We start from the raw sequence: 24,515 nt of genomic DNA on the forward strand, positions 1-24,515 counted from the left end.
ATGCTGCCTCCCAAGGTAAGCCTGTTTGAAGTGGGCCCAAGAGACGGCCTGCAAAATGAAACCTCGGTCAGCACTCAAGCCAAGATAACCCTGGTTGAAGCCCTGGCCGATGCCGGGGTGAAGCGCATCGAAGCCGCCAGCTTTGTATCGCCCAAGTGGGTGCCGCAAATGGCAGACTCGGGCGAGGTGCTGCGCGGCATTTCACGCCGCACCGGCGTCTGCTACAGCGCCCTGACTCCCAATCTCAAGGGCCTGGAGTTGGCGCTGGATGCCGGCGCCGATGAAGTGGCGGTATTTGCCGCCGCCTCCGAAGGCTTCAGCCAGAAGAACATCAACTGCTCCATCGAAGAGTCCATCGCCCGCTTCGAGCCCCTGCTGAGCCGGGCCAAGGAGCAAGGCGTTCGGGTTCGCGGCTATGTTTCCTGCGTACTGGGTTGCCCCTATGATGGTGAAATCGCCCCGGCAGAAGTGGCTCGGGTCGCCGACATTCTGCATCAATTGGGCTGCTATGAAATATCCCTCGGCGACACCATAGGCGTAGGTACACCGCTCAAGGCCCGCAAAATGCTGGAAACAGTGGCCGAGCGAGTACCGGTAGAGCGCTTGGCGCTACACTTCCATGATACCTATGGTCAGGCGCTGGCCAACATTCTCGCCTGCCTGGAAACCGGCGTCAGTGTAATAGATACCTCGGTCGCCGGACTCGGTGGCTGCCCCTATGCCAAAGGCGCATCCGGTAATCTGGCCAGTGAAGATCTTGTCTACATGCTGCATGGTATGGGTATAGACACAGGCATAGATCTCAACAAACTGGCCCGGGCCGGACGGCAGATAAGCCAGCAGCTTGGCCGGGAAACCGGTTCAAAAGTGGCCAGAGCCCTAGGAGCTTAAGGCTTCCAGGTGGCACAACAGATAAGCAGTATAACGACAGATAATAAACAGCAAGGACATCACTATGGCAGGACTCAATAAAGTCGTCGGCAGCTACGACGAAGCGCTCGCAGGTCTCACCAATGATATGACAGTCATGGTGGGAGGTTTTGGCCTTTGCGGCATTCCCGAAGGCCTTATCAATCAAATGGTCAAGCTGGGCGTCAGCGGCCTGACCGCCATCTCCAATAACGCCGGGGTGGACGACTTCGGACTGGGGCTGCTGCTGCAACATAAGCAGATAAGCACAATGATCGCCTCCTATGTGGGTGAAAACGCCACCTTTGAGCGGCAGATGCTCAGCGGCGAACTCAATGTAATCCTTACCCCACAAGGCACTCTGGCGGAGAAGATCCGCGCCGGCGGCGCCGGGATCCCCGCCTTCTTTACCGCCACCGGCTACGGCACCCCGGTGGCCGAGGGCAAAGAGACCCGCGAAATCAATGGCCGCCACTATGTGCTGGAAGAGGCACTGACAGCCGACTTCGCGCTGATCCGCGCCTGGAAGGCCGATACCATGGGTAACCTGGTATTTCGCAAGACAGCCGCCAACTTCAACCCCATGATGGCCACCGCCGGCAAGATAACAGTGGTGGAAGTGGAAGAGATAGTCGAGCCGGGTGAGCTGGACCCGGATCATATCCACACCCCGGGCATCTATGTGGATCGCGTCATCAAGGGTGTGTTCGAGAAGCGTATCGAACAGCGCACAGTCAAACAGGCATAAGGGCAGGAGAGCAAAATGGCACTTTCAAGAGAACAACTGGCCCAACGCGTCGCCAAGGAACTCAAAGACGGTTACTACGTCAACCTGGGGATAGGTATCCCCACTCTGGTGGCCAACTATATCCCCGAGGGCATGCAGGTAATGCTGCAATCGGAAAACGGCCTCTTGGGCATGGGTGAATTCCCCACCGAAGACACTATAGATCCGGATCTGATCAACGCCGGCAAGCAAACCGTTACCGCCGTCAAAGGCGCGTCTTTCTTCTCCAGCGCCGAGAGCTTCGCCATGATCCGTGGCGGGCATGTGGATCTCACGGTACTGGGCGCGTTCGAGGTGGATGTCGAAGGCTCTATCGCCTCCTGGATGATCCCCGGCAAGCTGGTTAAAGGCATGGGCGGCGCCATGGACTTGGTGGCCGGCGCCGACAATATCATAGTCACCATGATGCACGCCGACAAACACGGCAACTCCAAACTGCTGAGTAAATGCGAGTTGCCGCTCACGGGTTATGGCTGCATCAAGCGGGTACTGACAGACCTGGCCTTTATCGAAATCAAGGACGGCGCCTTCCACCTGCTGGAGCGGGCGCCAGGTGTGAGTGTCGAGGAGATAGTTGCCAAAACCGCTGGCAAGCTTATTGTCCCCGAACATGTGCCAGAGATGGCCTTGTAAGAAATTAAGTCTCTGAGGCCTATTATCACTCACAATAGGCCGACCTTGACCGGGCCGATTTTCAGCGGACCATAGTTTTTGAGTCGCCATCGCGACTCAAAAACCCCCGGATAATATTGGGTGTGACGGTTTTATCTCAAAACTTGCAAAACGCCGCTTTTAGCTGCTGAGCAACTCACGGGCATTGGCCAGGGTATTGCTGGTGATGGTATCGCCACCAAGCAACCGGGCCAACTCCTGCACCCGCTGCTCTTTATCCAGCGCCACCATAGAGGTTTCGGTACCGCTGCCCTTGGCATGTTTAGCAACAAACATATGCTGATGGCCGTTACCTGCCACCTGCGGCAAGTGAGTCACACACAATACCTGGGTCGATTCTCCCAGGGTGCGCAACATGCGGCCCACCACGGCAGCCGTCGGTCCGGAAATCCCCACATCCACCTCATCAAAAATCAGTGTCGGAGTCGCTACCTTACGGGCGGTTATCACCTGAATACCCAGGCCGATACGGGAAAGCTCGCCCCCCGAGGCCACCTTGGCCAGACTTTGCAGTGGCTGCCCCGGGTTGGTGGTCACCAGAAACTCCACCCTGTCACTGCCGTTGACCGACATCTGCCCAGGATTAAACTCCACCGCTATGCTGAACTTGCCCTTGGGCATATTAAGCTCATGGATGGAAGCCGTGACCAACTTGTCCAACTCTTTGGCATAGCGGCTGCGGCTCTGACTGAGTTTTTGCGCCTGGGTCAGATAATTCTGTTTGCTGGCTTCCAATTGCTGCTCTATCTCTTCGAGCTTCTGCTCATCCGAGTCGAGACTCCCCAGTTCGGCCAGCAACTGCTGATGATGTTGATACAGCTCTGAGGGCATCACCTGATGCTTGCGCGCCAGTTGCATCGCCTTGGAAAGTCGCGCCTCCAGCATGGCAAAGTGTTCAGGATCCAACTCGAGCTTGTCCAGATAGCGCTGCAGTTCGCTGCTGCTTTCCTGCACCTGGATCAGGGCATCGTTGAGCATGCCGCCGACATTGGACAGCTCAGCATCGACACTCTCAAGCTCGGCACTGATATGCACGGCCCGGTTCAACAATGACTCTATGTTGGCTTCTTCGCCCTCACTGAGCAGCATCAAGGCCAACTGACAGGACTCGATCAGCGCCGTACTGTTGGCCAGACGCTTGTGCTCCTGCTCTATCTCGGCAAATTCATGCTCCCCGAGAGCAAAGTCATTGAGTTCTTCCACCTGATAGCTGAGTAACTGCTTGCGGGCAATTCTCTCCTGCTGCGACAGCACCAATTGCCGCAGTTCCTGCTCGATTTGGCGATAACGCTGATAGGCACTGCTGACCCCATCGAGCAACAGCTTATGATTGGCATAGCTGTCCAGCAGGTAAAGTTGCTGCTCTGTCTTGAGCATGGCGTGATGAGCATGCTGGCCGTGGATCCCCACCAGCAAGGGTCCCAACGCCTTGAGCTGAGTCAGCGGCACAGGGTTACCATTGATATAGGCGCGGGAGCGGCCATCGCTGCCAATGGTGCGCCGTAGAATACATTCATCTTCGAGTTCGAGATCATTATCTTCCAGCCAACGCTTGGCCAGAGGGACATCCGCCAGAGAGAAACGGGCACTGACTTCCGTCTTGCTGGCGCCGGGGCGCACACTGGCGGCATCGGCCCGGTTACCGAGACAAAGCCCCAGGGCATCGATGGCAATGGATTTACCCGCCCCGGTCTCGCCGGTAATACTGGTCATTCCCGGACGGAAGTCCAGCTCCAGAAAACGCACTATGGCAAAGTTATTGATGCTGAGTTGGCAAAGCATAATGAATTCCCAAAACACTGTATTGATAAACAGTATATACTGATTTTTTATACAGTAAATATCTGTCGATTAATTATTCCCTGTGTTCTACCCAGCCTAAACAGCCCATGCCGCTATCAAAGGCAAACTGATAAAGGTGATTAGCGTGCCCAGTAATATACCCTGGGCACTGACCCCAGCCTTGGTGTCATAACGCTGCGCCAGTAAGTATACACTCGCTGCAGTAGGCAGGGCCGCAAGAATAACCCCCATCTGCAGATTGGTGCCGCTGATCCCCATGGCTTTCAATAATAGATAAGCCAGCAGAGGTTGCAGTAGTAGCTTGCAAGCGTTGATACCAAAAAGCTCGGCCAACTGCCAAGGCCCAGGTAAGCGGGTGGCGCCGCGAACCCGAGTCGCCTTGGCCAACACCATACCTATGGCAAACAGGGCGCAGGGACTGGAGGTGGCGCCTATCTGACTTATCATCATCGCTATCCCATCCGGCAGAGCCATACCGGAAGCCGAGACAGCAACGCCCAAGGCGCTGCCGATAACAATCGGGTTTTTCGCCAGCGCTTCAACAATAATCAGCAAGGGATGCGCCTTGTTTTCTGTATCTCTGGCAAGCTCCAGCGACACCAGTGCGATGGCAAACATCACCACAGACAACAGGCTGGCAATGGCCGCCGCAGCCAGCGCCAACTGGTTTCCCGGGTAGACTATCATCATCATGGGGATGCCGATAAAGGCGGTATTGCCAAAGGTGGCATTCAAGGCGCGAATCGCCCCTACCCCCTGACCGGCCCTGAAACAACCGGAAATCAGCAGCACCAGCAGATAGGTCAGCATCATTGCCACACTGAAACCGACGATGAAATGCCACTGGAAGATCTCCTCGAAAGAAGTTCTTGCCAGCACTATCATCATAATGGCCGGAAAAGCTATGTAATAAACATATTGGTTGAGGGCGGCGTCCGTACCATCCGGCAGGATTTTGCTTTTCTGTACCAGTGAACCTGCGAGCATAATGCCAAACACAGAGATCAGCGGAGTAATGATTCCAGTCATACTTCTTCCATTTTGCTGACTTTGGCTGTCGTACTCCCGCCGAGGATCTGCGAAAATGGCGGGGAATTCTGTATCTTGCCTGCCCTTATCAGTACAGCTAAGTAAGTTCGGCAGAGATTGCCGACAAGTTACCACAGCCGTTATCTGCCAGCCATTGCGCTATGGTCGTAGACATCGGCAGACAAGCGTTTTAAACATATCCTTGGCACATTGAGGAACAGCAATGAGTGACAATCAGGCTCCCGAACTGCAACTGCTCTACTTGTTTGTACATCTGGTCAATGCCGGAAGTTTCTCCCAGGCCGCCAAAGTACTGAATATGCCGGTGGCCACCGTCAGCCGCAAACTAGCCAAGCTGGAATCTGTGCTGGATAAACAACTACTGATGCGAACCACCCGCAAACTGAGGTTGACCGAAGAGGGACTGGAGTTGTTCCAACGCTATCAGCAACTGATAGCCCAGTTTGATGCCCTGGCCAGCGGCACCTGCGCCGACAAGCCCGAAGGCACCCTGAGAATTGCCGCTCCCATCTCGATTATCTCTATGATATTCATCGAGACACTGAACGAATTTTGCGAGTGCTACCCGGATATCAAGCTGCATATCGCCCAAAGTAACGAGGTGGTGGATCTCATCGATAAAGGCATAGATGTTGCCATAGTCGGCGGCACCCAGCCTGACTCCTCCTGGGTTTCCTGCTCTCTCGGAGTATTGGATTATCGCCTGGTGGCTTCCCCCGGGTATCTTCGAAAAGCGCCGGTATTTAACCATCCGCAACAGCTCAGTCAGCACAAGGTTATCAAGGTCTGGCCTCTGTTCAACTGGTCGCTGCGCCATCCCGATGGCGATGCCTTCTATTATGATGGCCCAGCCAACCTAACCCTGACGGATCTCCACGGTGCCATCCGCGCGACCTTAAATGACGGCGGCATTCTTTACGGCCCAGAGCTATTTTGCAAACAGGAGTTGAAAGATGGCCGGCTACAGGTATTGCTACCGGAGTGGAAAGGAGAAAAACGGCGTATTTCCCTGCTCTATCATCAACGCAGCCAGCAACCTCTCAAGGTAAAACTCTTTATCGAGTTCATGCAGCAGCGCGCCCCTGCGCTGTTTTCCATGGACTAAAACGCAGACGCAAAAAAGCCCGCGACGCGGGCTTTTCTTCGAAGGGGTAAGTCTTACAGACGGATACCAGCCTTCTCCAGGTCTTTGGCAATCACACTTCTTGGCAGTGCAACATAACCGTCTTTCTCAACAACCTGCTGACCCTGCTTGGACAGGACATAGCGGACAAACTCGCGCTGCATGGGTGACAGCTCTTTGTTTGGGTGCTTGTTGATGTAAACGTAGAGGTAGCGTGACAGTGGGTAAGTACCGCTGGCAGCATTCTCAGGCGTTGCCGCGATATAGTCGTCGCCCTTCTTCGACAGAGCCACAGCTTTCACACCGGCAGTCTTGTAACCTATGCCTGAGTAACCGATAGCATTCAGCGACTGAGATACAGACTGAACCACTGAGGCGCTGCCTGGCTGCTCGTTCACGTTGGCTTTGAAGTCGCCCTTACACAGCGCTTTCTTCTTGAAGTAACCGTATGTACCGGATACTGAGTTACGGCCGTACAGCTGAATGTCTTTGGCAGACCAGCTTCCGTCCAAACCGGCATCACCCCAACGAGTGATATCGCTGCCACCACACTTGTGGGTAGAGGAGAAGATGGCATCAACCTGCTCTATGCTCAGCCCCTTGATGGGGTTGTCCTTGTGCACAAAGACTGCCAGAGCATCAATGGCTACACGAATCGCAGTAGGCTTATAACCATAGTGCTTTTCAAACGCTTCCTCTTCGTTTGGCTTCATCTTGCGGCTCATAGGGCCAAACTGAGAAGTCCCTTCGGTCAGGGCTGGAGGCGCAGTTGAAGAACCGGCAGCCTGGATCTGGATGTTGACGTTAGGGTACATCTGTTTGAATTCTTCTGCCCACAGAGTCATCATGTTGGCCAGAGTGTCAGAACCGACAGAAGACAAGTTACCGGATACGCCACTTGTTTTCTCGTAGGTTGGCAGTGACTGATCGATAGCAGCCATAGATGCTGCTGAGAATACACCAGCGGCTGTAAGAGTCACCGCACCGACAAGCTGTTTCAATTTCATTATTTGCTCCAGTGTTTACCGAAATTGGTTTCTAAAACGCAGCCAGTATCAATTGCCACAATGACAAGTCTATGACTTTAAAATGACAGTTGCATGACAGGCCAAGATAAATTCGCAGCAAATGAGGGATTGAAATTAGCGGATAGCACAGTTTTCAATAGTTTCAACATTAAGGGCCTTCGAGTAAAAGTATTGTTTAAGCAGCTCACTTTCTGTAGCAAAGAGTTTGTATAATCATAATCTGAAGCTTGCTGCTGGTGACACAAGCAGCAAAATAAATCCCCTTCGCACCAGATAGTAAAAAAGGAGCCTACGGCTCCTTAATAACATTAGTCTATTCCAGCGCTTCAAGAATCTTGCTGCTCCAGCAGATGCTGCGGGATCACAAAGCTGAAAGTACTGCCCTTACCCAACTCGCTGGTCACCTTGAGTTCACTGTGGTGATGACTAAGGGCGTGTTTCACTATCGCCAACCCCAAACCACTGCCACCGGTTTGCCGCGAGCGGGCACTGTCGACCCGATAGAAACGTTCAGTCAGTCGACTGATATGCTGCGGTGCAATTCCTTCACCACTGTCTTTAACACTGAACATGGCGCCGGTTGCCACCCGTTGCCAGCGCACCTCAATACTGCCGCCCGGTTCAGTGTAACGTATGGCATTGGACAACAAGTTGGAGCAGGCACTGCGCAGCTGCAACTCATTGCCATGGGTATTGAGCCCGGGTTCGGCATGGAAGCTCAGTTGGTAGCGACCACGGGAGAGCGCTTCGCCCTCCTCCTTTAAGGTGGTCATCAACTGCTTCATATCCACAGTGTGTTCCAGGTTGATATCGGCGGCATCTTCAATCCGCGACAACGCCAACAACTGCTCTACCATGGATTGCATCCTGCCGGTCTGCTGCTGCATCAGCTCCAGCGCCTTGACATTGGGGGAATCAGGTTCGGCCATGCTCTGCATCATCTCAAGATACCCCTGCAGCACAGTGAGCGGCGTCTTCAGCTCATGGGAGACGTTGGCAACAAACTCCTTGCGCATTCCCTCGAGTTGCCTAACCCGGGTAATATCCCGGGCAATCAGCAACAGCTGCCTGTCGCCATAGGCCATCAAACGCACTTCCAGCAAACGTCTATCCGAAACCGGGGACGGCAGCTCCAGCGGCTCCTTGTAATGACCCTTTTTCAAATAGGCCGAAAAGTCGGGATGCCGGATAAGGTTATCTATTCGCTGACCATTATCCTGCGGCCAGACAAAGCCAAGCAGCAGCTGCGCCAGCTTATTACACCAGAGAATATTGTGCTCTGAATCGAGTACCACTGCCGCATCAGGAAGCGCTTCGGCCCCCTGGCGAAACCTTCCTAACAGCCCTGCCAACTGACTCACCCGCTTGCGGTTTTTACCCTGCAGGCGATAGATGCCATTGAACACCCCTTCCCAGCTGCCGCTGCCCTGAGGCGGCGTTAAGCGGCGATCGCGCCACAACCAGTAATTGAGCCGAATAAGCTGGCGATAGTGCCAACCCAATAATAGAAAAGCTCCCAGACACAACACCAAGAGCAACTGACCAAGCAGCAACCCAAGCAGCAGACAAGCCGCCAGGTACAGCATCAGACGGGAAAACAGCCGATAACCCGAATAGGAATCAAACATAGAAAATGCCCAGGCAAAAGGCCGATGGTTGCACAAGATAACGCAAAACCCGGCCCATGCCCATTGTTACCCCGCTAGATACGGGTAGAGAAGCGGTAACCTGCGCCGCGAACCGTTTGGATCAGTTTATCGTGCCCGGACAGCTCCACGGCTTTCCTTAAGCGACGAATATGCACATCCACGGTTCTGTCTTCGACATAGACATTGGTGCCCCAAACATTGTCCAGCAGCTGCTCACGGCTGTAGACCCGTTCCGGGTGAGTCATAAAAAAGTGCAGCAAACGAAACTCAGTCGGCCCCATCTCCAGCACTGAATCCCCCACTGTGACCCTATGACTGACAGGATCCAGAGTCAGGCCCTGCACATCTATGGTTTCTTCCAGGCGGGTTGGCGCGGCGCGTCTGAGAACCGCCTTGATGCGGGCCACCAACTCCTTAGGGGAAAACGGCTTGGTAATATAGTCATCGGCGCCCACTTCCAGGCCTTTGACCTTGTCCTCTTCCTCACCGCGGGCGGTGAGCATGATAATGGGGATCTGACGGGTAAACTCATCTTGCTTCAATCGCTTGGCAAACTGAATACCGCTGCCGCCCGGAAACATCCAGTCCAGCAGAATAAGATCCGGATAAGGTTCCTTGAGCAGTGCCAGGGCAGAGTCAAAGTCCTCGGCGGCACTGGTGGTGTACCCGTGTTGTTCCATAACAAAAGTCAGCATCTCACGGATAGCCAACTCATCTTCTACTATTAAAATCCTTGCAGTCATAACGGTTTCTGTCAGTGAATTTCCACGTGGCCATTATTGGACAGTTTTATTACAAAATTATGAAAAAGACTCGTTGAAGCCCTATTAACGCCACCATTTTGTCATAATTTTCCGGATTAAACACTTGAAACCCTGATAAAAATATCTTTAAAACCTCTCCATTAGCCGCTATCGACAACAATCATAATGCGTGTAAATCCATAACAAAAACATATACCAAACAATATCTTACCTGGAAAAAATTCCACATTTCCCAAAAGATAATAATCAAGTTGAACCAGGCTCGGAACATATGACACAGACCAAGGCGCTGACACATATTCTGCCGATGCTTAAAGTGATCGCATGTCCGGTCCAACTTGCCGGTCTGAAATCAAGTCAAATAGTGTGATTACCGGCGATTTTTGGCGATAAACAACCACAGGAGTTCAATGAAGCGCCACCAGGTTAATACCTGAAACCGGCCCGAAAACGAAAGCAGCTCATCACCTTAGAGTACGAACCTGAGGCTGGCGACGCCATGCTAACGAGTTTTATTTACCAAGAGGCTTGATGATGCTGGGGAACAATGAAGCTGAGTAACAAAAAATCCGATGACATATTTACATCGGATTTTTATCTTTTGCATGAACCCCTTAAAGTCGCCAGATAGATATGTTCGGGATTGCATTCTTTGGGCATTATTGCAAACTTATCTAGGCCTTGAACAAGGCCTCTACCGACAATCCCTGAGAGGAGAGTATGTCGCGCAGGCGTTTCAATGCCTCCACCTGAATTTGCCGCACTCTTTCTCGGGTCAGGCCAATTTCCGAGCCTACATCCTCCAAAGTGGAAGGTTCATATCCCAGTAGGCCAAAGCGTCTGGCAAGCACTTCTCTTTGCTTGGTATTGAGCTCATTGAGCCACTTAACCACAGAGTTGGAAATGTCTTCTTCCTGCACCTGGGCATCCGGTGTCATCTCATCATCGTCTGCCAACACATCGAGCAGGGCCTTGTCGTTGTCACCGCCTATCGGAGTGTCGACCGAGGTGATCCTCTCATTCAGCTTCAGCATCTTGCTGACATCGCTGCTTGGTAGTTCCAGCTTTTCGGCTATCTCTTCGGCTGTGGGTTCGTGATCCAGCTTATGGGCCAACTCCCGGGCAGTACGCAGATACACATTGAGCTCTTTAACCACATGAATAGGCAGACGTATAGTACGGGTCTGATTCATTATGGCTCGCTCTATGGTCTGGCGGATCCACCAGGTGGCATAAGTGGAGAAACGGAAACCGCGCTCGGGGTCGAACTTTTCTACGGCACGGATCAGACCAAGATTGCCTTCTTCAATCAGATCCAAGAGTGCCAAGCCACGGTTGTTGTAACGACGGGCTATTTTGACCACGAGGCGTAAATTACTTTCGATCATGCGGTTGCGTGATTTTTCACAACCTTTGAGGGCCTTGCGCGAGAAAAAAACCTCTTCTTCTGCACTCAGCAAAGGGGAAAATCCGATTTCACTCAGATAAAGTTGGGTCGCGTCTAAGTTTTTTTGCAGGTCATCCTGAACCATTTCGGCCAGAGCTTCTTCCTTCTTTGACGCCACTTCCGTGTCGTTTACGGATAAATCTACAAGCTCTTCCACGGGTGCGCTAGCATTTTTGCGGCTCATAATATTCTCTCCCAAACCTTAACAAACTAATTTACATCGTTTTTTATCCTCCATATGCCAATTTTGGCTCCCAAACAATCAGCGTTTGGGTAAATAATTGAGTGGATTGACAGACTGACCATGGTAGCGGATCTCAAAGTGCAGCATGACCTGGTTGGTGCCTGTGCTTCCCATCTTCGCAACCGTCTGCCCGGCAGACACATGCTGCTTTTCCTTGACCAAGATCTTATCGGCGTGGGCGTAAGCACTGAGATAGTCATCACTATGTTTGATAATGACGAGGTTTCCATAACCCCGCAAAGCATTACCCGCATAGACCACCCGACCATCGGCAGTGGCTTTAATAATATCGCCTCGGTTACCGGCTATCTTGATTCCTTTATTTCCCTGCTCTTTGGCAGAGAATGCGCCAATCACCCGGCCATTAACCGGCCATATCCAGCGACTGACTTTGTCCGGCAGAGTCGAACTCGGCTTATGGACAACATGGTTAACATTTTGTTTACCATTGGATACAGGGTAAGCAGACTTTGGTTTGGGATCAAGTGTTTTTTTCGGCTTATTTTGCTTGGCTTTAGCAACGGCCTGTTTCTGTTTAACCGTTTGTTTTTTATAGACCTTGTCTTTTGATTTTTGAGGTTGAGGTTTGGAGCTTTTACTCGATTTCAGCCATGAACCGCTATTAACATTTTTTTTACTTTCTAGGGTGAGTACCTGTCCAGGGTAGATGGTATAAGACTTATCTAGCTGATTTAACTTGGCTATTTGCGCATAGTCTTTACCGGCTCCCCAGGCGATGGAATAGAGGGTATCGCCTTTTCTCACCTTGTAAGTATCAGATTGGATTGAGCCTCTTTCGATTGCCGGCCGTTTTACACCATAAATAGATTCGACCGGAGCGGGTCTGTGAGCCTGAAAACTGCATCCAGAAACCAGAGTGACCAACAGCACTGAGCCAAGACGCCAAAATAATGATGTCTTTCGTTGCAATAACCGGCTGAAATGCAATGGATTCAAGAATACTCCTGCACGCTGTAATAACTATCAGGCTAAGCCGCCACTGATTAAAGGCACAAATTTCACCGCCTCGATAACCTGAGAAGTAAACTGTCCCTTCTCCCGGCGGATCTTCAACAACTGCTGGCTCTCATCACCGACAGGGATCACCAATACGCCCCCCTCAGCCAACTGTTCCAGCAGGGCGGCAGGGATATCAGATGCCGCCGCGGTCACCATGATGGCATCGAAGGGCGCCCTGTTGGGCCAGCCTTGCCAGCCATCACCATATTTGAAATGGACATTATGCAGATCCAGCCGCTTGAGACGTTGACGAGCTTGGATTTGCAGACTTTTGATCCGCTCGACCGTAAAAAGTTCAGGCACCAACTGCGCCAATACCGCCGCCTGATACCCGGAGCCGGTACCAATTTCCAGCACCTTGGCAGGATTATGCTCCAATAGTAACTCGGTCATTCTCGCCACAATATAAGGCTGGGATATAGTCTGACCCGAGCCTATAGGGAGAGCAGTATTTTCATAAGCCTTATGCGCCAATGCGCCATCAAGAAACAACTCTCTGGGGGTTTTGGCCACCACCTGCAACAGACCCGGGTGACGGATCCCCGCTTCCTGCAGTTTTTTGGTTAAATTCAATGCCGATGTGGAGGCTACCCGGGTCATAGTTTTTCTATCCAGTGTTGCAATTGAGAAAGCTGCCGATAGGCGGTTAAATCTACAGTTAATGGGGTGATGGACACATATCCCTGAGACACAGCATAAAAGTCGGTGTCTTCACCCACATCCAGTTCAATCCCGGGGGGCCCCAACCAAAATACCTCGCGGCCATGAGGATCTCTGGCTCTGACCATCCCCTCCGCCTTATGGCGGGCGCCGAGCCGAGTAACCCGTATCCCCTTGATTTCATCGAGAGGCAGATCCGGCACATTGATATTGAGGATCTGATCCGAGGCAATGGGATGCTTCTTAAGCCCCATAATGATCTTCACCGCATAGGCCGCCGCAGTGTCATAATGCGTAAACTCACGCCCCACCAAGGATACGGCCACCGCCGGTAACCCCAGAAAACGCCCTTCCATCGCTGCCGCCACTGTGCCTGAATAGAGGGTATCGTCTCCCATATTGGCACCGGCATTGATCCCCGAGACCACCATGTCGGGTTCGCCTTCATAGAGTTCACGAATCGCCAGATGAACGCAATCGGTCGGCGTGCCGTTTACCGAGATGTAGCCATTGTCTAACTTATTAATCCTTAAGGGATTCGTCAAGGTTAAAGAGTTACTGGCACCGGAGCAGTTGCGATCCGGTGCCACAGTCAGCACTTCGGCAACGGCTGACAAGGCTTCTGATAGAGCGCGGATCCCAGGTGCCGTTACCCCATCATCGTTGCTGACCAAGATTTTCATGCGGGATTTCCTTCCTGAGCCGCCTGGCGCTCACGCCACAGACGTTCGGTCACATCATCATAGTCGAGCAGTTCCCGCAGCACTGAGGTTGCAAAGCTGCCCGCGGGAAGGCTGAACTCCAGCTCCAAAGTGTCCGGCTCGATAAATTGGTACTTCATCCCCTCGGGACGCAGCAACAATGGTCGCCTTTCCTGCTCGAGCCCGGCTTTTTCCAAACCTTCACAATCGGCGCTGTATTCGGCCAGCACCTGAGTCTCAAAGGCCAAGGCATCGGCACTGCTGAGTGGCTGGCCCCTACCCCACATGGGCGCCGACAACAAAATATCTTTCTCTGCCAGCCTTTGTTGCAACACCTCATCCCAGCGCTCGGCAACAAAGAAGCTGCGACTGCCGGCCAGCATGACACAATCACCGTCCAGACACTCAAGCCCATGGGTCGCCAGGCGCTGAGAGACCAGTTGATTGAACAATAATGAGCGCAGCGCCGACAGGTAGATGGAGCGCTTGTTTCTGTCTTTCACCTTGCGCCCCTGTAACATCTGCCGTGCCATTTCTATGTTACGGCCGTTGTGACCAAAGCGCTGTTCACCGAAATAGTTGGGTACGCCGCTCTCGGCAATCGATTCCAGCCGCTGCAATACATCTGCCGGCTGGGTTATCTGGCGCAGAACCAGCTTGAAACGGTTACCGGAAAGCGCACCAATACGCAGCTTCTTGTTATGACGCGCCGCACTCAATACCGTGATGGACTCGCTATTGAGGCTCAGCCAATCCGGCGTTTCCTTGCCCGGAATTCGTACGCCGAACCACTGCTCTGTGATGGCATTCTTATCCTTCTGACCGGCAAAGGTCACCTCTTTGGGGTGCACCTTGGCCAATTTGGCCAGCATCTCGGCCACCTGAACCGTATTCAGGCCATCTTTACGAATATGCAGCAGATGGTGCTCACCCTCGCCCGAGGGCAGAAAAGGCAGTATTTCCTGCACCTGAAAATCGCTGTTGCTGGTGCGCATATCGCCTTTGGAGAGCGGCTTGCCATAGAGAAAGTGTAATGAATTCATCTTATTTGAAATCTTTTCCTGTAAATGAGTCGGTATTACATACCGAACATCAGCACCACGGCTTCTACCGCAATGCCTTCACTGCGGCCGGTAAAGCCGAGTTTTTCTGTCGTGGTCGCCTTGACGTTGATGGAGTCAAGATCTGTGTGCAGATCTTCGGCCAACATCTGTCGAATGGCTTCAATATGCGGCGCCATCTTGGGCGCCTGGGCAATAATGGTCACATCCAGGTTGCCGAGACGAAAGCCCTTGTCCAGCGCCAGGCGGTAACAATGACGCAGCAGCACCCGGCTGTCGGCTCCCTTGAATTCGGCATCTGTATCGGGAAAGTGTTTACCTATGTCACCAAGTGCCATGGCGCCGAGTATCGCATCTGAAATCGCGTGCAATACCACATCACCATCGGAGTGCGCCAACAAGCCTGTGTGATGCGGTACTTCCACCCCACCCAGAACCAAGGGCGGCTCACCACCGAATTTATGTACATCAAAACCGTGTCCAATACGTATATTCATTGCTTGTTCCTGTATTCAGTTACCCCGCTGATGCGCCAGATAAAGCGCTGCCAGCGGCAAATCGTCCGGATGGGTTACCTTGATATTGTCGCTACGGCCGCTGATAAGCGCCGGGTGTACCCCGCGCCACTCCATTGCCGAGGCTTCGTCTGTCACCAGCACACCGGCGGCCAACGCAGCTTTCAGCGCCTCGGTCAAAGTAAGCAGTGGAAACAGCTGCGGCGTTAGCGCATGCCAGAGCGCTTCTCTGGCAACCGTTTCACTGATGCAACCATCGATGCCGCTGCGTTTCATGGTATCGCGCACCGGCGCTGCCAGTATCGCCCCTTGTGGATATTGTTTTCGTGAAGCAAGCAGCTTATCAATATCGCCATGGGTCAAGCAGGGTCTGGCGGCATCATGCACTAAGGCCCAGGTAGTGGCAGGCAATGGCTTGTCGGCAACCAGACTCTCAAGCGCCGCCAACACAGAATCCGCGCGCTCTTTACCGCCAGTGACAGTCTCCAACTTGGGATGACTGGCCACAGAGAGTTTGCCAAAGAAGCTATCTTCCGGGTTCAGCGCCACTATCACCCTTGAAATACCACTGTGGCTCAGCAAAACCTTGAGGGTTTGCTCCAAAATGCATGAGCCGGCAAGCGGCAGATATTGCTTAGGGCAGTCAGCGCCCATGCGACTGCCTATTCCAGCGGCCGGTACTATGGCAATCACTTGTTCATCACTGGGGAGCCCGGCCTTTATGGCTCGGGAGGAAATAGCTTCACTCATGGATATCCGTTATGTTGAAATTGGGCCGTTATTGATTGGCCAAAGACATAGAACGCTGTTCACCACCAACAACCCGGTAAAAGGTTTCACCCTTCTTGATTAACCCCAGCTCATTGCGGGCACGCTCTTCCAGGGCTTCGGTACCGCTGCGCAGATCGCGGATCTCCTCTTTCAGTACCTGGTTGCGTTCTTCGAGCCTGGCATTGCTGTCATTTTGAGCCGCTATCTGCTGCTCAAGATGAAAGTACTCCGGCAGACTGTTTTCTCCCAGCCAAAGACGATATTGCAGTAACCCCAGCAGCAAGACGATGACAAAAAGCAGTCGTTTCATGGTGATAAATTCAGCTCATGCCCTAAAAATACGATTAGTGTTGATAGTACAACAAAAAAGGCCACCAAGTGGTGGCCTTTTGAAACTGGAGGCGAAAATTACGCCTGACCTTTGATCTCACTCAGGCCACGGTAGGCTGCCTTGGCACCCAGTTGCTCTTCAATGCGCAGCAGCTGGTTGTACTTGGCAACACGATCAGAGCGGCACAGGGAACCTGTCTTGATCTGGCCGGCTGCGGTACCTACTGCCAAGTCGGCAATGGTCGCATCTTCAGTTTCACCTGAGCGGTGAGAGATAACGGCGGTGTAACCGGCTTCCTTGGCCATACGGATAGCGGCCAGAGTCTCTGTCAGAGAACCTATCTGGTTGAACTTGATCAGAATCGAGTTGGCAACGCCCTGCTCGATACCGCGAGACAGGATCTTGGTGTTGGTCACGAACAGGTCATCACCCACCAGCTGGATCTTATCACCGAGGATCTTGGTCTGGTAAGCCCAGCCGTCCCAATCAGACTCATCCAGGCCATCTTCGATAGAAACGATAGGATACTGTTCGGTCAGTGACTTGAGGAAGTCAGAAAAACCGTTGGAATCGAATACCTTGCCTTCACCGGCCAGGTCATACTTACCGTCTTTGTAGAACTCGGAAGCGGCACAGTCCAGCGCCAGAGTCACATCAGTACCCAGTTTGTAGCCTGCGGCTTCAACGGCTTCTTTGATAACCGCCAGGGCGTCGGCATTGGATGACAGGTTAGGCGCAAAACCACCTTCGTCGCCCACAGCAGTGTTCAGCCCCTTGGACTGGAGCACTTTCTTCAGGTTGTGGAAGATTTCAGCGCCCATACGCAGGGCTTCGCGGAAGCTCTTGGCACCGACTGGCTGTACCATGAATTCCTGAATGTCGACGTTGTTGTCGGCATGCTCACCACCGTTCAAGATGTTCATCATAGGAACCGGCATGCTGTACTGGCCAGGAGTCCCGTTCAGTTCGGCAATATGAGCGTAAAGCGGCATACCTTTGAAGGCAGCAGCGGCCTTGGCGGCAGCCAAAGACACAGCCAGAATGGCGTTGGCGCCCAGCTTGTCTTTGTTTTCGGTGCCGTCCAGCGCGATCATAATGCCGTCCAGCTCGGCTTGAGCCGTGGCATCTTTACCCAGCAGGGCTTCACGGATAGGACCGTTGACATTATCAACAGCCTTGAGCACGCCTTTACCCAGATAGCGAGCCTTGTCGCCATCACGCAGTTCCAGCGCTTCACGGCTACCGGTAGAAGCGCCTGATGGAGCGGCTGCCATACCAATGAAACCACCTTCCAAATGCACTTCAGCTTCTACAGTGGGATTACCGCGAGAATCCATGATTTCGCGTCCTATGACGTTAATGATCTTAGCCATAATGTCCTCGATTAAAGTTAAAGAAAAAAACCATACCCATCTGAGCGTTCAGCGTCTCTCATATGGGTATTGGACTTTCACTTCACACTTCCCGGTGCAGCGGGGATGAAAAAGCCGGAGCTGCCATAGCAGTCCGGCTCTTCTAGTTTAACCCAGATTACGCTTTTGGTAAGTACTGGCAGCGGCGACAAAACCTTCAAACAGAGGGTGACCGTCGCGAGGTGTTGAGGTGAATTCCGGATGGAACTGACCGGCAACAAACCAAGGATGTGCCGGGATCTCAATCATCTCCACCAGCTTGCGATCGGAAGACAAGCCGCTGAATACCAGACCAGCCTTTTCCAAACGCTCACGGAAAGCGTTGTTCACTTCGTAACGATGACGGTGACGCTCAATACAGGTGTTGCTCTTGTATGCGGCAGCGGCCTTGGTGCCTTCAATCAGATGGCACAGCTGAGCGCCAAGACGCATGGTACCACCCAGATCAGAAGCTTCATCACGCTGCTCCAAATTACCTTCTTCATCAACCCATTCGGTGATCAGACCCACAACAGGGAAAGGTGTTTCCTTGTTGAACTCGGTAGAGTGGGCACCTTCCATGCCGGCGACATGACGGGCGAATTCAATCAGGGCAACCTGCATCCCCAGACAGATACCAAAGTATGGCAGTTGGTTTTCACGGGCATATTGAGCGGCAAGGATCTTACCTTCAACACCACGCTCACCAAAGCCGCCGGGAACCAGAATGCCGTCCAGGCCTTCCAGCACTTCAACGCCTTTGACTTCAACCGTCTGGGAGTCTATATACTTGATGTTCACTGAAACCCGGTTTTTAAGGCCGGCATGCTTCAGCGCTTCGTTGACAGACTTATAGGCATCCGGCAGTTCGATGTACTTGCCGACCATACCTATGGTCACTTCATTGTTTGGATTGGCTTCCTGATAAACCACGTTTTCCCATTCGGACAGGTCGGCTTCAGGGCAGCTCAGGCCAAAACGCTTGACGACCAGCTCATCCAGACCTTGTGAGCGCAGCAGCGCCGGGATCTTGTAGATGGAATCCACGTCTTTAAGGGAGATAACCGCCCGCTCTTCAACGTTACAGAACAGGGAGATCTTGGCTCTCTCGGTAGCCGGAATAGCGCGGTCGCCACGGCAAACCAGAATATCCGGCGCAATACCGATAGAACGCAGCTCTTTTACCGAGTGCTGAGTCGGCTTGGTTTTCACTTCCTGAGCCGGGCCGATAAAAGGCACCAGAGTCAGGTGCATAAACAAACTGCGCTCGCGGCCCAGTTCAACAGCCAGCTGACGGATAGACTCGAGGAAAGGCAGAGATTCGATATCCCCCACAGTACCACCGATTTCAACGATGGCGACATCATGGCCTTCACCGCCTTCGAGGACTTTTTCCTTGATGGCGTTGGTGATGTGTGGGATCACCTGAATGGTGGCACCCAGGTAGTCACCACGACGCTCCTTGCGCAGCACTTCCTCGTAGATACGACCTGTAGTGAAGTTGTTGCGACGGTTCATCTTGGTACGGATGAAACGCTCGTAGTGGCCCAAGTCCAGATCTGTCTCTGCGCCGTCCTCAGTGACAAACACTTCCCCGTGTTGGGTTGGGCTCATGGTTCCCGGATCAACGTTGATGTAAGGATCCAGCTTCATGATGGTTACATTCAGGCCTCTGGCCTCTAAAATTGCTGCGAGCGATGCCGCTGCAATGCCTTTACCTAGTGATGAAACAACGCCACCAGTAACGAAGATATACCTTGTAGTCATGCTGAACCTGAGAAAAAAGAATGATAAATAGGTGCTCGAATGAAAGCACCAGGACGGGGCGACAGTATATCAAAGCCCCTGCCATTTACCAAACAGGAATGACGATAATTTTTACGCGCTGATCTCATTCGCGCATTTTTAATCCAGGCTTAGCCTGCTACTGGATTTCACCGCGCTCTTCACGCTTGACCTGATCCCAATAAGCATCCAGAGCCTGCAGATCGTGTTCTGCAAACGGCTTGCCGCTGGCATTGGCTTTTTGCTCAATAGCACGAAAACGCCGCTCAAACTTGTTATTGGCCCCTCTGAGGGCCTGCTCGGGATCCACCCCCAAGTGGCGCGCCAGATTCACCGCAGCAAACAGCAAGTCGCCCACTTCATCCTCAACTCTGGCCTTATCCGGCGTGGTTTGACGCGCTTCGTGCAACACCTCTTCAATCTCTTCCTGTACCTTGTCGACCACAGGCTCAAGCTCGGGCCAATCAAACCCTACCCGGGCGACCCGCTTTTGGATCTTACCCGCCCGCGCCAACGCCGGCAGCGCCTTGGGAATATCATCCAGCACTGAGTGCAGCTCGCGCCCGGCGCGCTCTGCCGCTTTAATGCGCTCCCAGTTGTTCTTGGCATCCGGCGCCGAGTCAAAACTCAAGTCGGTATCGGCGGCAAACACATGGGGATGACGATTGATAAGCTTGTTACATATCCGCTCGAGCACAGTGGCGAAATCAAACCAGCCCTTTTCCTTGCCAAGCTGGCAATAGAACACCACCTGAAACAGCAGATCACCAAGCTCAGAAGGTAACTCCTGCCAGTCGCGGCTTTCTATGGCGTCAGCCACTTCATAGGCTTCTTCCAGGGTGTAGGGCACTATGGAGTCAAAATCCTGCGCCCTGTCCCAGGGGCAACCCAGCTCAGGATCCCTGAGCTTTGCCATAATCTCAAGCAATGCATTGATATCTGCCGCCACCGCCATTACTCCTTTATTGCTAATACGCTTACCAATCCAACGACTCTTTGATAAGTCTTAAAAAACAGCAGGACGCAACCTAGGCGTCCTGTTTTAAATACCGGTCGAATACCGAACTGGCCTCAGAGCCTGCGGGCTTCTATTACCCCGTCTATCTGGGTCAGCTTGGAGATAACCCTGGACAAACCGTCTAGGTTATAAAGCTCCATCTCAAGTTCAATGGCCGCAGTCTGGTTCTTGAGATCCGATGAGGAACTCATCGCCAGCACATTGGACTTTTCCGCCGCCAGCACAGAGGTGAGATCCCGCAGCAGACCGGTTCTGTCATTGGCCACCACTCGAATACGGATTTTGTAGCCGCCGGAGTAGTTTTCGCCCCAGACCACATCCACTACCCGCTCGGGATGGGCACGCATCAGTTCCTTGACCTGCTCACAATCGGCTCTGTGCACCGAAATACCGCGTCCCTTGGTGATAAAACCGAAAATCTCATCCCCGGGCACCGGCTGACAGCAGCGCGCCAGATGGCTCATCAGATTACCGACACCATTGACCTCTATCTGGCCGCGATTGGCACCTATGGGCTTCTGCTGACCTTTCTTGACCAGCTCTTCCACCGCCTCTTCGTCGGAAGGCTCCTGAGTCCTGAGTCGGCTCTGTACATGATTGACCACTTGGTTGAGGCGCACATCGCCGCCACCTATGGCCGCCAACAGGTCATCCATGTTGGTCATGTTGAAGCGCTCAATTGCGCTGCCGACATCCTTGAGTGTCAGCCCCACCCGCGCCAGTTCGGCTTCCAGCATCTCGCGTCCGGCCACCAGGTTCTTGTCCCTGTCCTGCTGCTTGAACCAGTGTTGGATCTTGCTGCGGGCTCTGGAGGTCTTGATATAACCCAGGTTGGGGTTGAGCCAATCGCGCTTCGGATTGGGATGCTTGGAGGTGATAATCTCGATGCGCTCACCGGTTTCCACCTGATAAGTAAACGGCACTATGCGGCCATCGACCTTGGCGCCAATACACTTGTGGCCCACCTGGGAGTGGATATAGTAGGCAAAGTCCAGCACGGTTGAGCCGGCTGGCAAATCCACCACTTCGCCGGACGGGGTAAACACATAGACCCTGTCTTCGAAGACCTGAGCCCGGATCTCCTCCACCAGGTTGCCGCTCTCGACCACATCTTCCTGCCATTGCAAAATCTTGCGCAGCCAGTTGATCTTCTCTTCGTAGCCACTCTGTTTACCGGAGTGATTACCCTCTTTATATTTCCAGTGAGCCGCCACCCCGAGTTCGGCATCTTCATGCATCTGCTGGGTGCGAATTTGGATTTCGACTGTCTTGCCCTCCGGTCCCACCACCACAGTGTGAATCGACTGGTAACCGTTTGGTTTGGGGTTGGCAATATAATCGTCAAACTCTCTGGGAATATGGTGCCAAAGGGTATGCACTACACCGAGCGCGCCGTAGCAGTCCTGCAGCCGGTCGGTGACGATTCGCACTGCACGCACATCAAACAGCTCGTCAAATTTAAGCTGCTTGCCGCGCATCTTGCGCCAGATGGAGTAGATATGTTTGGGGCGACCATAGACCTTGGCACGAATCTCTTCTTCATCCAGCCGCGTTTGCAACTGATTGACAAAGTTGTCGATAAAGACTTCTCGGTCCAGGCGCTTGCCGTCCAGCTGCTTGGCAATCTCTTTATAGGTTTCGGGATGCAGATAACGAAACGAGATATCCTCCAGCTCCCACTTGAGCTGACCTATACCCAAACGGTTGGCCAGCGGCGCGTAGATGTCGGCAATTTCCCGGGCCAGCAATACCCGGGTTTCTTCATCGTCGTTTTTCACGGCCCTAAGCAGGCATACCCGCTCGGCCAGTTTGATCACCACGGCGCGTACATCTTCCACCATCGCCAGCAACATCTTGCGGATATTGTCGATTTGCGGCTCACTGCTGCGGCTGTCATTGCCCACCTTGAGTGCACCTATGGCATCCATGGTCTTGACGCTGTTGACCAAGGTAGCCAACTCGGGACCAAAGTCTTCAGTGAGCTTGGCTTCATCGACTATGCCCACCTCGAAAAACACAAATAAGATGGCGGCCTGCAGGGTTTCGATATCCATGTTGAGCGGCGCGAGGATCTCTATCATCTCCCGCGCCTTGGCCTGAAGCTCGGCTTTAGGACGCTTGCACTTGCCCATAGGCAGTGCTTCCACCTTGGCTATCAGCTCCAACAAACGCCCGGCATCGGCGGAGTCGGCCACATAACGATTAACCCACTCATCCAGATTGAAATCAGGATCCTTAAAGTGTGCTTCGCGAACAGATACCATCTCACCTTCCTTTAGTGTCCGATTAACAGACTCAACAAGACTCCCTATCTTGAGCATACCCGATGGTATGTCAAACCCCCGTGAGTACCTTTATTGATAAAATTGACTCGATAGACAATAAAAGCATCAATTCCGCACAAACAATGCCATGGCTTCGGTGTGATGAGTCTGGGGGAACATGTCCAACACACTGAGGCGCTCCAGGCGATAGCCTTGCGCGAGCAATAACACGCTGTCCCGCGCCAGGCTCGCCGGATTGCAAGAAACATACACTACTCGCTCTGGCGCGATGTTTTTCAGGTAAGAAAGCGTCTCATAGGCCCCGGCACGGGCGGGATCCAGCAGCAGCTTATCCACCTTGCCAAGCCAGGGCTCGGCCGAAAGGTCGGCGCTAAGATCGGCGCAAAAGAACTGCACACCTTCAAGCCCGGCTTGTTTGGCATTTTGCCTGGCCTGCTCAACCATGGCGGGCACACCCTCGACACCTGTGACCCTGGCGCCGGTGGCCGCCAGCGGTAGGCTGAAGTTACCCATGCCGCAAAAGAGATCCAGTATGTGCTCACCGGCCTTGGGTTGCAGCCAATCTATGGCCTTGGCCACCATGGCGCGGTTCACTTCGCCGTTGACCTGAATAAAATTCCCCGGATTAAACTTAAGCGTCAGTTCATCGCCATCGACGCCGGGCAAGCGGTAGCTTGGCTGACTGCCCGCAAGATATTCACACTCGCCCTGATTGTCCTGCAGCACCAACTGCAATCCTTGCAGCCCGGCAAAGGCCTTGAGCTTTTCCTTGTCTTTATTCACCAGTGGCCGGGTAATTCTCAGCACCACAAAACGACCGGCTTCGGTTTCAATCAGCTCCACATGACCAAGCTGAGCCACACCCTGCAGGTGCGCCAGTTGCGCCGCCAACGGTTTTATCAGCTCAGACAACGAAGCCGCCAACACAGGGCATTCGCCGATGGCAACTACCTTACTGCTGGATTTAGCCCTGAACCCCAGGGTGAATTCGCGACTTTGTTTGTCATACCAGGTCGCCAGTCTGGCCTTGCGTCTATAATGCCAAGGGGCAGAAGCCAACTCGCCTATCTCCGGCAGTTCGGATAAGCCAGAGAGCTTGGCAAACAGCTCGGCCAGGGCCCGGCGCTTGTGCTGCCGCTGGCTCAAATCTGACAAGTGTTGCAGATCGCAGCCGCCGCAAAGCGCATAATGGGGGCATTGGGGTTCAACCCGCTCCGGGGATGTTTGGCTGATGCGGATGAGTTTACCCCTGGCATAGTTCTTTTTTTGTTCGGTGAGCTGCACCTCGGCGCTCTCACCGGGCAATAAGCCGGGAATGAACACCACTTTGCCCTGATATTGACCGATCCCGGCACCCTGATGATCCAATCCGGAAGCCGTGAGTGACAGTTTTGCGGAGACTTTCTTGGATCTGTTTGGTTTTTCTCTAAAAAATTGTGCCATCTAGGCCCCTGAAACAATAAAAAACTGGCAAAGACGCCGGGATATCTGGCAGTCTATC

The 24,515-nt window shown here is 53.1% G+C and carries 23 protein-coding genes; 5 read left to right on the forward strand and 18 right to left on the reverse strand.

The genetic code is table 11. The features are described from left to right. From SIL79_RS19965 to SIL79_RS19975, 3 genes are all read left to right on the forward strand, one after another. Positions 1 to 891, forward strand: coding sequence for a hydroxymethylglutaryl-CoA lyase (locus SIL79_RS19965; RefSeq protein ID WP_162206758.1), 891 nt, complete (start codon positions 1 to 3; stop codon positions 889 to 891). Between the two features lie 64 nt (positions 892 to 955). Then, positions 956 to 1,657: a CoA transferase subunit A gene (locus tag SIL79_RS19970; protein ID WP_071476287.1), complete on the forward strand. Its 702-nt coding sequence runs from the start codon at positions 956 to 958 to the stop codon at positions 1,655 to 1,657. 15 nt (positions 1,658 to 1,672) lie between these two features. Continuing rightward, a complete protein-coding gene (locus tag SIL79_RS19975) occupies positions 1,673 to 2,329 on the forward strand; it encodes a CoA transferase subunit B (protein ID WP_025009400.1) in 657 nt (218 codons plus the stop codon). 159 nt (positions 2,330 to 2,488) lie between these two features. On the opposite strand, the gene recN is transcribed toward SIL79_RS19975, so the two are convergent. Together recN and SIL79_RS19985 are read right to left on the reverse strand one after the other, a co-directional pair. Then, positions 2,489 to 4,150: a DNA repair protein RecN gene (recN, locus tag SIL79_RS19980; protein WP_162206757.1), complete on the reverse strand. Its 1,662-nt coding sequence runs from the start codon at positions 4,148 to 4,150 to the stop codon at positions 2,489 to 2,491. 96 nt (positions 4,151 to 4,246) lie between these two features. Further along, positions 4,247 to 5,200 (reverse strand): AEC family transporter, encoded by a 954-nt coding sequence (locus SIL79_RS19985; RefSeq protein WP_039033737.1) that lies wholly within the window; start codon positions 5,198 to 5,200, stop codon positions 4,247 to 4,249. 223 nt (positions 5,201 to 5,423) lie between these two features. Between SIL79_RS19985 and SIL79_RS19990 the strand changes: the two genes are divergently transcribed. Further along, positions 5,424 to 6,326, forward strand: a complete 903-nt coding sequence (locus SIL79_RS19990) for a LysR family transcriptional regulator (protein ID WP_039033736.1) — start codon at positions 5,424 to 5,426, stop codon at positions 6,324 to 6,326. A gap of 53 nt (positions 6,327 to 6,379) precedes the next feature. On the opposite strand, the gene SIL79_RS19995 is transcribed toward SIL79_RS19990, so the two are convergent. The 13 genes from SIL79_RS19995 to SIL79_RS20055 form a co-directional block, all read right to left on the reverse strand. Then, entirely contained in the window at positions 6,380 to 7,351 is a 972-nt protein-coding gene (locus SIL79_RS19995; protein WP_025889126.1) for a PstS family phosphate ABC transporter substrate-binding protein, read from the reverse strand. Positions 7,352 to 7,698: 347 nt separating this feature from the next. Further along, positions 7,699 to 9,000 (reverse strand): phosphate regulon sensor histidine kinase PhoR, encoded by a 1,302-nt coding sequence (gene phoR, locus SIL79_RS20000; RefSeq protein ID WP_039033735.1) that lies wholly within the window; start codon positions 8,998 to 9,000, stop codon positions 7,699 to 7,701. A gap of 74 nt (positions 9,001 to 9,074) precedes the next feature. Further along, positions 9,075 to 9,764 carry a phosphate regulon transcriptional regulator PhoB gene (gene phoB, locus SIL79_RS20005; RefSeq protein WP_025011640.1) on the reverse strand — a complete coding sequence of 230 codons (690 nt, stop codon included), beginning with the start codon at positions 9,762 to 9,764 and terminating at the stop codon, positions 9,075 to 9,077. 695 nt (positions 9,765 to 10,459) lie between these two features. Then, entirely contained in the window at positions 10,460 to 11,416 is a 957-nt protein-coding gene (rpoS, locus tag SIL79_RS20010; RefSeq protein ID WP_025889143.1) for an RNA polymerase sigma factor RpoS, read from the reverse strand. Between the two features lie 78 nt (positions 11,417 to 11,494). After that, the gene (locus SIL79_RS20015) at positions 11,495 to 12,367 is read right to left on the reverse strand and encodes a peptidoglycan DD-metalloendopeptidase family protein (protein WP_162206768.1); all 873 of its coding nucleotides are present in this window, start codon (positions 12,365 to 12,367) and stop codon (positions 11,495 to 11,497) included. A 93-nt stretch (positions 12,368 to 12,460) separates the two neighbouring features. Then, on the reverse strand, positions 12,461 to 13,096 hold the full coding sequence (locus tag SIL79_RS20020; RefSeq protein ID WP_039033733.1) for a protein-L-isoaspartate(D-aspartate) O-methyltransferase: 636 nt from the start codon (positions 13,094 to 13,096) through the stop codon (positions 12,461 to 12,463). Continuing rightward, entirely contained in the window at positions 13,093 to 13,839 is a 747-nt protein-coding gene (gene surE, locus SIL79_RS20025; RefSeq protein WP_039033732.1) for a 5'/3'-nucleotidase SurE, read from the reverse strand. Before surE ends, SIL79_RS20020 begins: the two co-directional genes overlap by 4 nt. Then, positions 13,836 to 14,900 (reverse strand): tRNA pseudouridine(13) synthase TruD, encoded by a 1,065-nt coding sequence (gene truD / locus SIL79_RS20030; protein ID WP_039033731.1) that lies wholly within the window; start codon positions 14,898 to 14,900, stop codon positions 13,836 to 13,838. The genes surE and truD overlap by 4 nt, the downstream gene beginning before the upstream one ends. 35 nt (positions 14,901 to 14,935) lie before the next feature. Continuing rightward, positions 14,936 to 15,415, reverse strand: a complete 480-nt coding sequence (ispF, locus tag SIL79_RS20035; protein ID WP_028781518.1) for a 2-C-methyl-D-erythritol 2,4-cyclodiphosphate synthase — start codon at positions 15,413 to 15,415, stop codon at positions 14,936 to 14,938. A gap of 15 nt (positions 15,416 to 15,430) precedes the next feature. Then, the gene (ispD, locus tag SIL79_RS20040) at positions 15,431 to 16,183 is read right to left on the reverse strand and encodes a 2-C-methyl-D-erythritol 4-phosphate cytidylyltransferase (RefSeq protein ID WP_144361217.1); all 753 of its coding nucleotides are present in this window, start codon (positions 16,181 to 16,183) and stop codon (positions 15,431 to 15,433) included. Between the two features lie 28 nt (positions 16,184 to 16,211). Next, complete coding sequence (gene ftsB, locus SIL79_RS20045) at positions 16,212 to 16,514, reverse strand: cell division protein FtsB (protein WP_039033729.1); 303 nt, start codon at positions 16,512 to 16,514, stop codon at positions 16,212 to 16,214. Between the two features lie 98 nt (positions 16,515 to 16,612). Further along, positions 16,613 to 17,908 carry a phosphopyruvate hydratase gene (gene eno / locus SIL79_RS20050; protein WP_039033728.1) on the reverse strand — a complete coding sequence of 432 codons (1,296 nt, stop codon included), beginning with the start codon at positions 17,906 to 17,908 and terminating at the stop codon, positions 16,613 to 16,615. Positions 17,909 to 18,055: 147 nt separating this feature from the next. After that, entirely contained in the window at positions 18,056 to 19,636 is a 1,581-nt protein-coding gene (locus SIL79_RS20055) for a CTP synthase (protein WP_233962801.1), read from the reverse strand. Here SIL79_RS20055 and SIL79_RS20060 point away from each other — a divergent pair. Continuing rightward, entirely contained in the window at positions 19,578 to 19,724 is a 147-nt protein-coding gene (locus tag SIL79_RS20060) for a hypothetical protein (RefSeq protein ID WP_232786079.1), read from the forward strand. The genes SIL79_RS20055 and SIL79_RS20060 overlap by 59 nt on opposite strands. 126 nt (positions 19,725 to 19,850) lie before the next feature. Here SIL79_RS20060 and mazG read toward each other — a convergent pair whose 3' ends face one another. The 3 genes from mazG to rlmD all read right to left on the reverse strand — a co-directional run bounded on the left by mazG (position 19,851) and on the right by rlmD (position 24,457). Beyond that, positions 19,851 to 20,666: a nucleoside triphosphate pyrophosphohydrolase gene (gene mazG / locus SIL79_RS20065; RefSeq protein ID WP_144361218.1), complete on the reverse strand. Its 816-nt coding sequence runs from the start codon at positions 20,664 to 20,666 to the stop codon at positions 19,851 to 19,853. A gap of 116 nt (positions 20,667 to 20,782) precedes the next feature. Next, positions 20,783 to 22,993 (reverse strand): GTP diphosphokinase, encoded by a 2,211-nt coding sequence (gene relA / locus SIL79_RS20070; protein WP_071476291.1) that lies wholly within the window; start codon positions 22,991 to 22,993, stop codon positions 20,783 to 20,785. Between the two features lie 126 nt (positions 22,994 to 23,119). After that, a complete protein-coding gene (rlmD, locus tag SIL79_RS20075; protein ID WP_071476292.1) occupies positions 23,120 to 24,457 on the reverse strand; it encodes a 23S rRNA (uracil(1939)-C(5))-methyltransferase RlmD in 1,338 nt (445 codons plus the stop codon). Positions 24,458 to 24,515 lie beyond the last annotated feature (58 nt).

The sequence above is a fragment of the Shewanella indica genome (assembly GCF_033842865.1).
Classification (GTDB): Bacteria; Pseudomonadota; Gammaproteobacteria; order Enterobacterales; family Shewanellaceae; genus Shewanella; species Shewanella indica.

Bases quoted from the DNA above. Each gene is read 5' to 3' on its own strand.
- SIL79_RS19965 (WP_162206758.1), top strand. From the start codon at position 1: ATGCTGCCTCCCAAGGTAAGCCTGTTTGAAGTGGGCCCAAGAGACGGC.
- SIL79_RS19970 (WP_071476287.1), top strand. From the start codon at position 956: ATGGCAGGACTCAATAAAGTCGTCGGCAGCTACGACGAAGCGCTCGCA.
- SIL79_RS19975 (WP_025009400.1), top strand. From the start codon at position 1,673: ATGGCACTTTCAAGAGAACAACTGGCCCAACGCGTCGCCAAGGAACTC.
- recN (WP_162206757.1), bottom strand. From the start codon at position 4,150: ATGCTTTGCCAACTCAGCATCAATAACTTTGCCATAGTGCGTTTTCTG.
- SIL79_RS19985 (WP_039033737.1), bottom strand. From the start codon at position 5,200: ATGACTGGAATCATTACTCCGCTGATCTCTGTGTTTGGCATTATGCTC.
- SIL79_RS19990 (WP_039033736.1), top strand. From the start codon at position 5,424: ATGAGTGACAATCAGGCTCCCGAACTGCAACTGCTCTACTTGTTTGTA.
- SIL79_RS19995 (WP_025889126.1), bottom strand. From the start codon at position 7,351: ATGAAATTGAAACAGCTTGTCGGTGCGGTGACTCTTACAGCCGCTGGT.
- phoR (WP_039033735.1), bottom strand. From the start codon at position 9,000: ATGTTTGATTCCTATTCGGGTTATCGGCTGTTTTCCCGTCTGATGCTG.
- phoB (WP_025011640.1), bottom strand. From the start codon at position 9,764: ATGACTGCAAGGATTTTAATAGTAGAAGATGAGTTGGCTATCCGTGAG.
- rpoS (WP_025889143.1), bottom strand. From the start codon at position 11,416: ATGAGCCGCAAAAATGCTAGCGCACCCGTGGAAGAGCTTGTAGATTTA.
- SIL79_RS20020 (WP_039033733.1), bottom strand. From the start codon at position 13,096: ATGACCCGGGTAGCCTCCACATCGGCATTGAATTTAACCAAAAAACTG.
- surE (WP_039033732.1), bottom strand. From the start codon at position 13,839: ATGAAAATCTTGGTCAGCAACGATGATGGGGTAACGGCACCTGGGATC.
- truD (WP_039033731.1), bottom strand. From the start codon at position 14,900: ATGAATTCATTACACTTTCTCTATGGCAAGCCGCTCTCCAAAGGCGAT.
- ispF (WP_028781518.1), bottom strand. From the start codon at position 15,415: ATGAATATACGTATTGGACACGGTTTTGATGTACATAAATTCGGTGGT.
- ispD (WP_144361217.1), bottom strand. From the start codon at position 16,183: ATGAGTGAAGCTATTTCCTCCCGAGCCATAAAGGCCGGGCTCCCCAGT.
- ftsB (WP_039033729.1), bottom strand. From the start codon at position 16,514: ATGAAACGACTGCTTTTTGTCATCGTCTTGCTGCTGGGGTTACTGCAA.
- eno (WP_039033728.1), bottom strand. From the start codon at position 17,908: ATGGCTAAGATCATTAACGTCATAGGACGCGAAATCATGGATTCTCGC.
- SIL79_RS20060 (WP_232786079.1), top strand. From the start codon at position 19,578: ATGATGGTTACATTCAGGCCTCTGGCCTCTAAAATTGCTGCGAGCGAT.
- mazG (WP_144361218.1), bottom strand. From the start codon at position 20,666: ATGGCGGTGGCGGCAGATATCAATGCATTGCTTGAGATTATGGCAAAG.
- relA (WP_071476291.1), bottom strand. From the start codon at position 22,993: ATGGTATCTGTTCGCGAAGCACACTTTAAGGATCCTGATTTCAATCTG.
- rlmD (WP_071476292.1), bottom strand. From the start codon at position 24,457: ATGGCACAATTTTTTAGAGAAAAACCAAACAGATCCAAGAAAGTCTCC.